The organism is Campylobacter concisus (assembly GCF_003048575.1).
Taxonomy (GTDB): domain Bacteria; phylum Campylobacterota; class Campylobacteria; order Campylobacterales; family Campylobacteraceae; genus Campylobacter_A; species Campylobacter_A concisus_U.
Genome location: NZ_PIRZ01000003.1, coordinates 1 through 13596 on the forward strand (window position 1 = coordinate 1; position 13596 = coordinate 13596).

Annotated in this window: 11 protein-coding genes; 5 read left to right on the plus strand and 6 right to left on the minus strand. The window is 34.2% G+C overall.

Annotation, left to right across the window (positions count from 1 at the left end; all coding sequences use genetic code 11):
* The 4 genes from CVS84_RS04165 to CVS84_RS04180 form a co-directional block, all read right to left on the minus strand.
* The coding region (locus CVS84_RS04165) for a class I SAM-dependent DNA methyltransferase (protein WP_107691297.1) at positions 1–1348 on the minus strand (1348 nt) is incomplete at its 3' end.
* 13 nt (positions 1349–1361) lie between these two features.
* Positions 1362–2054 (minus strand): hypothetical protein, encoded by a 693-nt coding sequence (locus CVS84_RS04170; RefSeq protein WP_107691298.1) that lies wholly within the window; start codon positions 2052–2054, stop codon positions 1362–1364.
* A complete protein-coding gene (locus tag CVS84_RS04175; RefSeq protein ID WP_107691299.1) occupies positions 2054–3145 on the minus strand; it encodes a hypothetical protein in 1092 nt (363 codons plus the stop codon). Before CVS84_RS04175 ends, CVS84_RS04170 begins: the two co-directional genes overlap by 1 nt.
* Complete coding sequence (locus CVS84_RS04180; RefSeq protein WP_159070065.1) at positions 3135–5417, minus strand: sensor histidine kinase; 2283 nt, start codon at positions 5415–5417, stop codon at positions 3135–3137. Before CVS84_RS04180 ends, CVS84_RS04175 begins: the two co-directional genes overlap by 11 nt.
* Positions 5418–5735: 318 nt before the next feature.
* On the opposite strand from CVS84_RS04180, the gene petA reads away from it, so the two are divergent.
* The 3 genes from petA to CVS84_RS04195 are packed head-to-tail and all read left to right on the plus strand — an operon-like array spanning position 5736 to position 8540.
* Positions 5736–6239 (plus strand): ubiquinol-cytochrome c reductase iron-sulfur subunit, encoded by a 504-nt coding sequence (petA, locus tag CVS84_RS04185; RefSeq protein WP_021091707.1) that lies wholly within the window; start codon positions 5736–5738, stop codon positions 6237–6239.
* 10 nt (positions 6240–6249) lie between these two features.
* The gene (locus tag CVS84_RS04190) at positions 6250–7494 is read left to right on the plus strand and encodes a cytochrome b (protein WP_084041924.1); all 1245 of its coding nucleotides are present in this window, start codon (positions 6250–6252) and stop codon (positions 7492–7494) included.
* A gap of 2 nt (positions 7495–7496) precedes the next feature.
* Positions 7497–8540, plus strand: coding sequence for a c-type cytochrome (locus CVS84_RS04195; protein WP_107691301.1), 1044 nt, complete (start codon positions 7497–7499; stop codon positions 8538–8540).
* A gap of 678 nt (positions 8541–9218) precedes the next feature.
* Here the strand turns inward: CVS84_RS04195 and CVS84_RS04200 are convergent.
* Both CVS84_RS04200 and CVS84_RS04205 read right to left on the minus strand, forming a co-directional pair.
* Positions 9219–9506, minus strand: coding sequence for a hypothetical protein (locus tag CVS84_RS04200; RefSeq protein WP_021091759.1), 288 nt, complete (start codon positions 9504–9506; stop codon positions 9219–9221).
* Between the two features lie 44 nt (positions 9507–9550).
* Positions 9551–10636 (minus strand): MBL fold metallo-hydrolase, encoded by a 1086-nt coding sequence (locus tag CVS84_RS04205; protein ID WP_107691302.1) that lies wholly within the window; start codon positions 10634–10636, stop codon positions 9551–9553.
* 414 nt (positions 10637–11050) lie between these two features.
* Here CVS84_RS04205 and CVS84_RS04210 point away from each other — a divergent pair, with 414 nt between their 5' ends.
* The gene (locus CVS84_RS04210; RefSeq protein WP_103577080.1) at positions 11051–11620 is read left to right on the plus strand and encodes a 4Fe-4S dicluster domain-containing protein; all 570 of its coding nucleotides are present in this window, start codon (positions 11051–11053) and stop codon (positions 11618–11620) included.
* A 1-nt stretch (position 11621) separates the two neighbouring features.
* Entirely contained in the window at positions 11622–13589 is a 1968-nt protein-coding gene (locus CVS84_RS04215; RefSeq protein WP_107691303.1) for a proton-conducting transporter membrane subunit, read from the plus strand.
* Positions 13590–13596 lie beyond the last annotated feature (7 nt).

The window sequence follows — 13596 nt, forward strand, 5'->3', positions numbered from 1 at the left end:
CATCGTAATCATATGGAAAAATAATCTTTTCAATAAAACTATCAATTTGATCACTTTTAGTTAAAAGGTTAGAATTTACTATATCCTTGCAAATTTCTTTCTCTATTTTTGTGCTTGTATCAATATAATAGTATTTTAAAGTTTCCTTTACTGGCTTAAAAATATAAATATCATTTTTTAAAGTAGCAATGCCGCTTTTTGTATTATATATATCTCCCAATGGAGTACCAATAGTTTCAATTTTTTCAACTAAAGTTTTATTTTTAAAATACCAACCATTTTGAACGGATAACTCACTATACAGATATTCATGATATTTAAAATCATACTTTAGTTGAAATTTTTTTAGTGGCAGATATCTAACCACATTTGATTGACTTTTAGATAAAAAACATATTGCTGTATAAGTTGTCCTTGAATTAAAAATTTGCTCATCTTCAAAGTCAATAATTTTTAAATCTACTTGTTTTTCATGAAAATAACTTCTTATTCCTCGCCCATTAAGGCTTTTTATAAAAGAATTTACAGTTATATATCCAAGAATTCCTTTTGGTCGTAAAAGTTCAAATCCAATTTGAAAAAATGGTATGTAAAGATCAGGATGGCCTATTTTACAAGTACTCCATTTTGAGATCAAGGCTTTTGTTTTCTTGTCCATATTTCTAGAACAGACATATGGAGGATTGCCCAATATAATATCAAAGCCGTTACTTAGTTTTATTTGACTATTTTCTTTATACCAATCAAATTCCAAAGAATCAGCACAATATAAATTAAATTCAAATTCTTCGTCCTCTTCCCCATGCTCTATAGCAAATAATGATAGCAATATTTCTGTTCTTTCTATACTATATGACTGAATGTCTAATCCAAATATATTTTCTCTATAAATTTCCTTATATGGCTTACCAGTAATTTTGTTAATATATTTGGATGCATTTATTAAAAATCCACCACATCCACATGATATGTCCGCTATTTTAAAATTGCATATGTCTGCAATATTATTATGTTGCTTAAATGCTTCATAAGTTATAAATTCTCGAATGTCTATAGGTGTGTAAACTGCCCCATTTACCAGTTTGTCTGATGGAGAAATTACAAATTCAAACAATTCAAGAAGGTCTTCGTAAGTAAAATCCTTTTTAATTTCTCTAACCAAAAACATAAACTCTTTTAAAAATTTATACTCATCTTTATTCTGTTTACATATAATTAGTTTGAGTATTTTCTTATTATTGTTTACTTTTAGATTATTTAAATATACATATGTAGAAACAAGGAGCCTATTTATAGGAAGAATTTCTCTATTGTACCTTTTTAAATAATTAAAAATTTTTTGATTCATATACTGTATTTACCTAAACTAATTGAGGATAAAGCTCATCGTATTTCCATTGGCTCGGAGTATGATGAAAAAAATTGGTAATCGATCTAAAATATGGCTCTACAAACAATTTTTGCATTTCTCTCAAAATTGTAATATACACATTTTCCTTTTTTAATTTTTCCCAAGTTCCTGGTAAAAAATTTGAAACTATAAAGTCAACCGTCAAAATAAATTCCATAGGATGATACATGATTCTTGGAGAATCTAAAATTAAAACCTGCCCATATTCTTTAACGTGTTCTTTTAATTTGTTTCCACCAAACTGAAAATGATAATATGGATGTACAGTATTTGATTGAGTACCGTCATGCCTATCAAGGTGAATTGCATTCACTAAAATATTATCAGATGATTCGCTTAAGCCAAAGATTACAATATTTAATCCATATGAATCAAAAGGATCTTTGCCGTCAATTAAATTTTGAAAACTACCATGAAGTTTTAAGTCAAATTCTAATTCCAGTACTCCTGTGTTTGTCCGGGATAGTCTTTTGGGAAATTTGCCATTGAGTTCTATTCTAATAGGCGGCTTTATCTCATATTTCAAGTCTTTATAATTGTTGATTGTTGATATTGCGGAATCTAAATTTATAAATTTTAACCCTTCTTTTTCTAAAAGAGTTTTAAACTCTCGCAGGCATTTTATATATTCGGTATAATTCATTATTTTCTCACATTTTTAATGGCAAAACTAATACCATCTAACTCGGAAGGATGTGGTTTTATATTTTTTTCCTGCAAAGAATAAGGATGCAGCAACGCCTCTAATGATATGTATTCGTATTCTTGCCAAGGCTTTGGCTCATTACGAGTATATACTTTAAATCCTTCTATTGGATCAAGTGGTCTTTCCAAAGCTTTGCAAACCGTCCAAAATCTGTAGCTAGAATTTCCTTTAATAGGCTCTGGAAAAACAATATTTTTTATGCCTCTATTTTTGAAAATCTCAACTTTGTCTTTTGCGCTTAAATATGATAAATAAGTGCTTGCTATTTTTTCAAATATCTCATCTATTTTATGCATCCACCATCTATTCCATCCATCCGAGAATACCCCTGTATATTTGGCCTCCTTAAAAAGCTCTTTTACGCTACTCCAGTCTTCGGATTTATCAATATCGATTCCTAATCTAGCAGCCAAGTATTGCTCATTTATCAAAAATCCTTTTGCATAAATTAAATCTTTTAATATTACTTGTGCATACTCGTGAACAGGAATTGTTTCTTCGTTAAATCTACTAAAAAATCTTTCGTCCAGTGCCTTTATGTTTGTTTGTAGTAAATCTTCAAACTCTTTTGTTTCGGCTATTCTCTTATAGCCATTTGCAAGTGAATATAACTTCTTTGATACCAAATCAGAAATTTGGGTTTTCATAATAAATCTATCAAAAAGATTATTGCTTGTCATATCTTTAAAATATATGTCTTTTAATTTTGCTTCCGTTGAAAAAATAATAATAGGAATATCTATTTTTAACTCTCCTTTAGTTGTTAAAGTTCTTATATGCTGAGCAAATTCTGTTGCAGTAAAAGGAAAATTTTTACCATCATAAGGTTCATTGTCTAATCTAAGATCAAGAATTAATCCTTGATATTGACTTATTGTGTCTATAGTGTCTTGTATGTTAAATTTATCAAAAATACTTACGTGCTCATATTCAACCAATAATCCTAACTCTTTAGAAGACAGTCTTTCTGCTAATCCTTTAGTCACTTGATCACTCGCATCATCGATATATAAGAACTTAAAACTCATAATACCCTTTCTTCCATGGTAACTCTATTCTAAATGTAGTGCTAAATCCTTCAATAGGTTCTTTTACATATATTATTCCACCATAACCTGTAATAATATCTTTTACTATTTTTAACCCTAATCCAGTTCCTGTCATCTCTTCATAATTTCTTGAAATTTTTCCAACTGGCGCACTTGTTGTAAAAAAAGGATTAAAAACTTTATCACGATTTTCAAGCGGAATCCCATTTCCATTGTCTGAAAACTCTAAGTATACATTTTTTTGCGTACTTCCAATTTCAATATATAAATTACCATTTCCTCTATTGGATTTTTGTATAGCCTTTCTAGCATTTGTATAAAGATTTAATAAAATAGAAGCCCATTCTGATTTATGCATTGGACAAGTATACAACAAGGCTTCTTTTGCTTCATAATTAAACAATATTTTGCGCTTTATTAAATCATTCTGTATGGCTTTTTTAAAAGTCAAAACAGCCGACTCAAGTTCAACTGGCGACAATTCTCTTTGAACATTTTCCGAAATAGTTTCATCAAAATAAGATGTATATGTTGATAGACTTTTAAGATTTTCACGAATCCTATCAGATACCTCACGGCCTCCGCCTGCTTTGTTTATGTACTCTTTAATATTTTCAATATCTGCTTCCAAAACAGCTTGGTATTGTTTTATTTCATGAATAAATTCTCCAATTGTTAGCCCTAAAGCTGCTAAAATTCTTAAAAGATTCTTTTCTTCTAATAACTCTTTTTGCTTCTGTCTTTGCTCTTCATGAGCTTCTTTGAGTTTTTGAGTAACACTACTTAACTTCTCTTTTATATCATCATTGTCTTCTTTATAATCGGATGTTTGCTCATCTTCACTAAATGATGCTATATCTTCTAATTCTTCGATTATTTCTGAAATTTTTTCTTCAGGTTCTTTTTTCCAATTTTTTTCATTGGTCCTTGTTTTCACGCCTCTCTCTGAAGCTATTTTGATTGCTGCATCTGTTAAAATTTTATAACCAAAATCTGTTAACTCCACAAAAGCTTTATTTTCAAGCAATCCTTCTCTGCTTGAAAGCTCTTCAAATTTGTCATCCTGCCCATTTATCTCTATAAAACCAAAAAAGTTAATGTTTGCATGAGTAGGCAAGATCGTTCTTCTTCTCACAGAAGCATCTAGGCCCAGCCAGTCATTTGAAATCCCTTTTGTATTTTCACCATAAGGAAGAACTCTAAAACCGTTTCTATATAATCTTATGCCACCTAGCTCTTTAGCCTTTTCTCTAATAAAAGATTCAATTTGAGATGGTATATCTGAAACTCCATATACAAAATAATATGCTTTTAGAAAAATATTTCGTATTTCTTTATATTGGTTGTTTTGATTTAAAATAGCATTTTTAACGCTATAATTTAATTTTCTGCTCTCGATGCTTATTTTAGTATACCCATTTTCATCAACAAAGCCTGTTATTTCAGCTAAGGCATGTTCAAAAAACATTGTATTGTCATTTGCGATTACTTCAGTAAGATCACTTTCTTTTTTATTGCATATAAGCTTAAACCCTGGATCTTCTGTTTTTAGTTTTACTTTTGCAAGAGGAAAGGGCTGTAAAATTTCAGACACATATCTATAAACCCTTTTAATCTGATGCTCTGTCCATTTATCTCTTAGATCCTTTATAATTAATTTTGTTCCGCTTGTTTTGTTTGGCATTCGATCTTTAAATTCTATCTTATTACCAATAAATATTAAATCTTGATCGTTTTTAAAATCATCCCAGTTTATAGTTACTTCAAGTGCTTGCTTGGAATTTTCCGTCTGTGTTATTATTGTTAATTGTCTTCCAAGTCTTTGGGCGGCAAAACGACCTATTCCTTTTTGACCGGCTCTTTTTCTTTTGTATATTGGAGAGAACGGATAATGAATTTTATCACTTGATGCCAACCGCATAAAACCATTTATTAATTGATCTTTGGTCATACCAACACCGTCATCACTGATAATAAGAACACCGCCAACATCAAATGAATCAATAAAGGTTAATTTAACTTTTTTTGCATCAGCATCATAAGAGTTTTTAACCAGTTCGGATACAGCAGTTTCATGTCTAGCTACGAGCTCTTTGCCTAATCTATTTATTATCCCAGCATCTATAGAAAAACGTATATTGTGTTCATCGAATTTAGATAATTCAGATGATAGTTTTAAAATTTTTGAATAATTTGAGGGCTCAGTCTCAAGGGTGTATTTTAATTCTTCTCTTATTTTTTCTTCATCCATTTGCTCTCTCTTTTGATATAATAAAGCCATGTGTATTTTATTGGAATAATGTTCTAATAATATCATATGTTCTATAAAATAATGATTTGTGAATTAACTAGGTTTTAAAATTATTTATTTGGCCTGTTGTATATGACTATTATTTTTATTAAATTAGAAAACAAAGAAGTTGCTTTAAAATAAATTTCTAAAATTATTTAAAAAATATGAATTTATAGCTTAAAGTAACATTATTTTTGCAAATTGCATAAAGAGATTATACTTTTTTAATTTTTTGAGAGTATAATCGTTAAGAATTTATTTATAGAAAGGAATTTAATGTCAGTAAAGCAAGAAAGACGTAGCTTTATCGGCCTTGCGTTTGGTGCTGTGGCAGCTGTCGGCGGCGCTATGTCACTAGTGGCTGTTAAAAAGACTTGGGATCCGCTTCCAAGTGTAAAAGCTGCTGGTTTCACAACAGTTGATCTAAGTCCGATCAAAGATGGAGAAATGAGGCAGGTTGAGTGGCGTAAAAAGCCTATTTTCATCCTTAAAAAAAGTCCTGATATGGCTAAAAATGACAAAAGAGATGTTGTCGTAGGGGATGCTAGATACGTAGTTCTTATCGGACTTTGCACGCATCTTGGTTGTATACCTGAGTATAAAGCAAGCAAACAAATGTTTGTATGTGCCTGTCATGGCGGCGAATTTAATGCCGACGGAATGCAAACATACGGACCTCCTCCAAGACCACTTGATATACCACCATTTAAGATTGATGGAACCAAGCTAGTTCTAGGCGAAACAAGCCCAGAATACGAAAAATTAGTAGCAAAAGCTTAGGAGGATAGCAATGTCTTTAGCTCATAAATCAACTGGCGTTATTGACTGGCTTGATCAACGCCTAGCTTTTACAAAACTTATGAAGGTTCTAGTTAGCGAATACTGGATTCCAAAAAATATAAATTTCCTTTGGGCAATGGGTGTTATTTTAACAACGCTTTTTATGCTCTTAATCGTTACTGGTTTTTTACTTTTAATGTATTACAAACCAGATGTAAATTTAGCATTTGATAGTGTAAATTATACTATCATGCAAGAGGTCGAGTATGGCTGGCTTTGGCGTCATATTCACGCAGTTTCAGCTTCTACGATATTTCTTATTATGTATATTCACTTGCTTACTGGACTTTACTATGGTTCATACAAAAGAGGTAGAGAGGTCATTTGGATAAGTGGTATGGTGCTATTTATCTGTTTTTCAGCAGAGGCATTTAGTGGTTATATGCTTCCATGGGGACAGATGAGCTACTGGGCGGCAACTGTTATCACTCAGCTTTTTGGCGGTGTACCAGTTATTGGTGACGCTTTAGTTGAGTGGATTAGAGGTGATTACGCAGTTGGTGACTCAACACTTACTAGATTTTTTATGCTTCATGTTTGTTTATTGCCACTTGTAACGATAGCTGTCTTGGTTATTCACTTCTACTCTTTAAGAGTTCCACACGTTAATAACCTAACAAGCGAAGATATAGACTTTGAAGTAGAGGCACAAGAGTATCTACACGGCGATAGAGCAAAATCTAAAGTTATACCATTTTGGCCAGGATTTTTGGCAAAAGACTTTATGTATGTATCATTCTTTATGATATTTGTCATCTACCTTGTTTGCTATCACTTCAACTTTGCAATGGATCCTATCAACTTTGAGCCAGCAAATCCACTAAAAACTCCACCACATATCTACCCAGAGTGGTACTTCTTGTGGCAATATGAAATTTTACGTGGCTTCTTCTTTGATATAGCTGGAATTTCTGCTTATAATATCGGTCTTATTGCATTTGCGTTTGCGGGTGTTGCATTTATGCTTATACCTCTTCTTGATAGAAGCGACCTTGTAGCTCCAGCTCACAAAAGACCACTATTTTTTATATGGTTTTGGGTTTTAGTTGTCGATCTTATCGTTTTATCTATATATGGCAAGCTCCCAACAGGTGGTTATAATGACTGGATAGGATTTTATTCATCATTGCTATTCTTGTTCTTATTTATAATTGCATTGCCAGTTATAACAATACTTGAAAGAAAGAGGGGCTAATTATGAAAGAGCTTAAAATTTTTGCCATTGTTGTTATTCTTTCAGGTGTTTTATATTGGGGTATCGAGCCTTATGCTCACACAAAGCTTCATCCACACACTGCAAATGCTGAGTACAACTTCTCAAAAGAAGATACTGACTATGCAAAGCACTTTTTAGAGCAAAAAAAGACAGCACTTGAGACTGCTAAGGCTAGTGGAAATAAGGCAAGTATAGATGCGGCTACAAAAGATGTAGAAGTAGCACAAAAAATTCTTGATGACTATACAGCATTTTGGAATGACATTAACTCTATTGATCTTACAAAAGGTGACGCTACAAAGGGTGCTGATACTTTTGTAGCAGCTGGATGTACAGGATGCCACGGTATAGAAGCAGCAGGTATGCCAGCTGGTATGGATGCTGAGACAGCTAGTCAAAGCTTTGGTGTAGTGCCACCAGATCTTAGTACCGCTGGTAAAATTTATGACGATAAATTCTTGGCTGCACTCATTAAAAATCCAAATATGGCTTTAAAGCTAACTCATAAATTTAACGACGAGCATCCATTTCCGATGACCGCATTTATGGGTGCTGGTGGTGATATAAATGCTGAGATTGCCGATATAGTAGCTTATTTGAAAAAGGTATCTGCTGATTATGAAAAGGCAAATAATAAGATCACTGAAGAAAAGGTTTTCGCTGATGCATGTCAAAGATGTCATGATATAAAATATGACAAAAAATATGCATTTAGCAACAAAGTAAGCCTTGCTGCTTATATGGGCTCAAATCCACCTGATCTATCTATGATGATCCGCTCAAAAGGTGCTGAGTATTTACATAAATTTATAAATGATACTCAAAAGATGTTACCAGGCACTGCAATGCCAAGAGTTGGTTTAAATAAAGCCGCTGAAGACGATGTAGTAGCTTATATCCAAAAAGTAGGTGACAAGAAGAAGGCTGAGCGCGAGAGTACAGGGCTTTATGTCATGATCTACTTCTTTATATTAGGAATTTTTGCTTGGCTTTGGAAACGCAAAGTTTGGAGCGAACTACACTAAAATTTAAGAGCCTCTTTGGCTCTTAAACCCTCTCTGGTAAATTTACATATATAAATAGGTATTCTCTAAATTTATTCTTTTACAAATTTAATCAAGCTGTCTTTGTAAATTTTAAAATTTCATTCACTCGTAAGAGCTGACTACTAAAATCTAGCTTCACTTACCGCTTAGCTCAAATTTTAGAACCGAAATTACTCATTAAAGTTTGATTGAAATTAACAAAAACTGCATGCAGTGCTTTAGCACTAGAGCATGCCCCTTGAACGTGTCAGGGAAGAGGGATTGTTAAGGGAGAAGGGAGTGACTTCGTAATTTAAGCTCCCTTCTCCCTTAATAAAAGAATATTAGTTATATGGTCTATATGCTTTACAAATTTTAAACTTTCATTCTCTCGTAAGAATTCACTATTGATTTTAGGTCCCGCAAGGCTTGCCACTAAAATCAAAGCCAAAATTACTCGTTTATGAAATTTAAAAATTTGCCTAAAAACCTAAAGCAGTAGTATGTCTATGCTACCATGTGAGCTATGAATATATAAGCGTTTCGGTAGAAAATAGAAATATATCTGAGTTTTAACGGTTGCTATTTAAATAAATTTATTTTAAGCAAACACTCACCAAAACTCACCAAATTTCACAAAAATAGTAAAATTTAGCTCCACATCAAGCCTATTTAAAATTAAATTTCCTTGGCGATCTTGCTCATTTTATTGAGCAGTTTTTCACGTTCATTTGGCTTTAGGTTGCCGTATTGAAGCTTTGTAATCATCTGCATGAAGTCAAATTGTTTAAACATTTGCGCATCGCTTTTTAGCTCTTTTTCTAGCTGTTTATAAATTTTTTCAGTCTCTTTATTTGCTTTTTCTAAATTTTGTAAAAAGCTTCCAGTTGCGCTCATATCAAGGTCGTTTTTTGCAGCTTTATCGATGACATTTTTTAGATTTGCTAAATTTTCAGAAATTTTCATCTGCATTTCCTTTTGGATTTTAAAATTTACAGCAAATTTTATTCCTAAATTTCCTTCCACCATTTTTTTCTAGGCGGATTTTGGGTGGTGAAAACTTCCCCGATCATCGGCGTTGCGTAGTTTAGCTCAAGCTTTGTCGCTGCCTTTTCAAAACGCTTGATCGGCTCATCCCAAGCATGATAAGATAGATCAAATTTGCCCCAGTGCACCGGTACGCCAAACTTTGCACCAAGATCTTTTAGTGCTTGCGCTGACTCCTCTGGCTTCATATGCACGTAAGGCCAGCCATCGCTGTAAGCACCATTTTCTATGAAAACTAGATCAAAGTTGCCAAATTTCTCATTTATCATCTTAAAATGCTTGCCGTATCCGCCATCTCCGCTAAAATAAAAGCTAAAGCCAGCCTCTTCAACCGCCCAGCCACCCCAAAGCGTCGTATTTCTTTTAAATGTGCGCCCACTAAAGTGCCTTGAAGGACAAAACGTGAAGTTTAAATTTCCTATTTTTTGCTCACCAAACCAGTCAAACTCAAAAATTTTGTCTTCATCAACGCCCCATTTTACAAGATGAGCTTTTACACCAAGTGGCACTAGAAATTTGCAAATTCTATCTTTTAGCTCAAGTATCGTTTTGTAATCAAGATGATCGTAGTGATCGTGCGAGATGAGGGCGATATCGATCACATCTGGATAGTCACTAGCGGTGATAGTATGCTCGTAAGCAAAGGGCTTGCCGCCAATTGGTAGTGGAAATGCTCGGTGCAAAACTGGGTCTGTGACGATGGTTTTGTCATCAAGCTTACAGATGAGGCTAACGTGCCCAAGCCAGATAAACTCGCCATTTTTGAGGGCATTTGCGTCAAATTTTAAATTTGGCAAAGGCTTAGTTGGCAGCTTGCCTTTTGGTGGAAAGAGTGCTTGCGGAATGTAATTTAACATAGATGCTTGTGAATTATTTTTTACCATATCAATCGTTGGCTCTAAATTTATAAAAATTTTGCCGTTAAAATTTGGCGAAGCCTCTATCAGCTTTTGGCTTTTAATATCTGGCACGCCACCAAAAACTGGGGCAAATTTCATAAAAATAAAAACTGCAACAATAAACAAAACTATGACAATAAAAATTTCCATAAAAAGCCTTTTAAATTTAAAGGTCGGATTATATTTTAGATTTTTAAATTTCAGTTTTATTTAATTAGCCTGAGCTTAAATAATTAACTTGTAAATTTAAACTTAATTAAGATATTTTTACTCTTTATAGGAAAATTTTATTAATAAATATTATCCTTTAATAAATAGATACACCTAAAAATCGATATTAATTAGATAATCTTAAAAATATATAAAATAAAAATTTAATTTTAAAAATACAAAATTTGTCAGATAGATGACGGAATTTATTCATTGTAAGTTATAGAATTATTACAAAAATTAGGAAGGAGCGTTTGAGATGTTAAATAAAAATTTAACTATCTCTATTTTGGTGACTAACCATCACTTTAAAAGTGAGCAGGGCAGTTTAGCCTTGTTTAATGGGAGGAATTTATGAAAAAACATAAATTTGTGATTGCCGATTATAAACGCTGTATAGGATGTGCAACCTGCATGGCTGCATGTTTTAAGAGCGCTTATGAACGCGGCAAGCTGTCACGTGCAAGGCTAAGTGTGCTAAGAGAAGCTACTGGCGTTATGCCAACTCAGTGTAGACAATGCGACGATGGTCCTTGTGCGAATGTGTGTCCAACTGGAGCATTGCGATTTAATGATAATTGCATCGAGCTTCACGAGGAAATTTGTATAGGCTGTAAGATGTGCACGATCGCTTGTCCTTACGGTGCGATAAGCTCAAGTGCAGAGCTTATGCCTTCAGTAAATTACGCTGTCGAGCCAAAATATAACCTTGAGGTAGAGTCACAATCAGGTGCAAAAAATATCGCTGTTAAATGCGATATGTGTTTTGGTCGTGAGAACGGACCGGCCTGTGTTGATGTCTGTCCAACGAGTGCTCTTGTTATGATCGATCCTGAAGAGGGCAAACATAAACTTGGCAAGAGGATAGATTACGAGGCAGCGAATAAATTTGCTACTAAAATTTTAAACGGACAAGGAGCATAAGATGACTACGGTTTATATGCTATTTCTTGTAAGTGCTGTCGTTAGCATCTTGCTCTACTGTGCTCCAAAGGCCGCTGTAAAGGTTGGTTTTGGTCTAAGTGCTTTAAGCTGTTTTTATGCGATGTGTCACTTTGTTGCAAATATGGGAGTAAGCGATAGCTTTGCTCTTATGGATGGCTTTTTGTATTCGCCAAAATTTGCGCTAAATCCACTTGGAAATTTCTTTAGCTTTGTCGTTGTTTTCATCGGATTTGCAAGTAGCGTTTATGGTATGAGCTATGCAGATGAGTACATCAAAAAAGCAAACGTTGGCGTATTTGCATGTTTGTTTAATACATTTATACTCTCAATGCTTCTAGTAATTAGCGCTGATAATGTATTTTGCTTTGTCGTTTTATGGGAGCTTATGACTCTTATCTCATCATTTCTTATCATTGTCAATGATGGCAAAAATACACTTAAAGCAGTTATGGTATATCTTGGCATCGCGCAAATCGGTGCATTTTGTATCACCTGTGGCTTGCTTATCACTGCTTACTATGCAGGAAGTACAGAATTTAGTGCGTTCATGGGTGTTAAGATGCCATTTGGCGCTTCTGTTGCTACATTTATACTGTTTTTGGTTGGATTTGGTAGCAAAGCTGGTATGTGGCCATTTCACGTTTGGCTCCCACAAGCTCACCCAGCAGCCCCATCAAACGTTTCAGCCCTTATGTCAGGCGTTATGATCAAAGTTGCTCTATTTACATTAGTTAAATTTACACTTTACTTGCCACTTAGCACATATTTTGGTCTTACAATACTCGCTCTTGGTGCAGCTAGCTCACTATTTGGTGTTTTATACGCTCTTTGCCAACACGACTTCAAGGCTTTGCTTGCTTATCACTCAGTTGAGAACATAGGCATCATCTTGCTAGGTCTTGGCACAGGAATTTACGGCGTTGCAGCTGGAAATTTAACACTTGCAGCAGTAGGTTTTCTAGCAGGTTGCTACCACGTAGTTAACCACGCTATATTTAAAGGTCTGCTTTTCCTTTGCGCTGGTTCAGTCATCCACGCTACTCATACACAAAATATGGACATCCTTGGCGGTCTTGCTAAAAAGATGCCTTGGACAAGCCTTGGTATGTTTATAGGTATCATGGGTATCGCAGCTTTACCTCCAGTAAATGGCTTTGTTTCAGAGTGGTTTACATATCAAGGTATGCTTCAAGGCGCGATGGGCGAGGGAACATTAGTTAGATATGCATTTACGCTTGGCGTCGTAGCTCTTGCGCTAACAGGCGTTTTGGTCGGTATGCACCTCAAACTTTACGCTGTTATCTTTGCAGGTACTCCAAGAGATCAAAAAATTTGGGAAAATGCTAAAGAGAGTCCAATAGGCATGGTTCTTGGTATGATCATCCTAATGATAGGCTGCGTTGGCTTTGGTCTTGGCGCAAACTACATAGTTGATTACATCATGCAAGCTGTAAATTCTATCGCTATAAGCGACTATAAAGCTAGCCTTGGAGCTATAAATGTAACTTCACCAATAGGCAGTATGATCTCAACTCCGCTTATCGCTTTAGTTTTATGTGCGACTATGATTTTGCCATTTATCATCCTTGCTGTTATGAAAGCAAACAGAGATAAACCACGCGAAACTGATCCTTGGGCTTGTGGCTTTAAATATAGCTCACGTATGCAAATGACAGGTGGCCCATTTACTGGTGACCTTAGAAAGATCATGCAATGGCTATTTAGAGCTGATAAAAAGATCGTTACTAGAAATTATTTTGACGCGGTTGAATATCACAACCATCCAAAAGATATCTGGTGGGGAATGTTTTATGAGCCAGTCATCAAATGGTGTATGAAATTTGCTGATAAACTAGGCATCGTTCAAAGCGGATACACAAACGTCTATACGCTTTATATCCTAATTTATCTTTGTGCCATACTTGCTGTGGGCTACTTTTTAGTTTAGGAGACGA

Coding starts and splice junctions, on each gene's coding strand:
- CVS84_RS04170 (WP_107691298.1), bottom strand. CDS start 2,054: ATGAATTATACCGAATATATAAAATGCCTGCGAGAGTTTAAAACTCTT.
- CVS84_RS04175 (WP_107691299.1), bottom strand. CDS start 3,145: ATGAGTTTTAAGTTCTTATATATCGATGATGCGAGTGATCAAGTGACT.
- CVS84_RS04180 (WP_159070065.1), bottom strand. CDS start 5,417: ATGGATGAAGAAAAAATAAGAGAAGAATTAAAATACACCCTTGAGACT.
- petA (WP_021091707.1), top strand. CDS start 5,736: ATGTCAGTAAAGCAAGAAAGACGTAGCTTTATCGGCCTTGCGTTTGGT.
- CVS84_RS04190 (WP_084041924.1), top strand. CDS start 6,250: ATGTCTTTAGCTCATAAATCAACTGGCGTTATTGACTGGCTTGATCAA.
- CVS84_RS04195 (WP_107691301.1), top strand. CDS start 7,497: ATGAAAGAGCTTAAAATTTTTGCCATTGTTGTTATTCTTTCAGGTGTT.
- CVS84_RS04200 (WP_021091759.1), bottom strand. CDS start 9,506: ATGAAAATTTCTGAAAATTTAGCAAATCTAAAAAATGTCATCGATAAA.
- CVS84_RS04205 (WP_107691302.1), bottom strand. CDS start 10,636: ATGGAAATTTTTATTGTCATAGTTTTGTTTATTGTTGCAGTTTTTATT.
- CVS84_RS04210 (WP_103577080.1), top strand. CDS start 11,051: ATGAAAAAACATAAATTTGTGATTGCCGATTATAAACGCTGTATAGGA.
- CVS84_RS04215 (WP_107691303.1), top strand. CDS start 11,622: ATGACTACGGTTTATATGCTATTTCTTGTAAGTGCTGTCGTTAGCATC.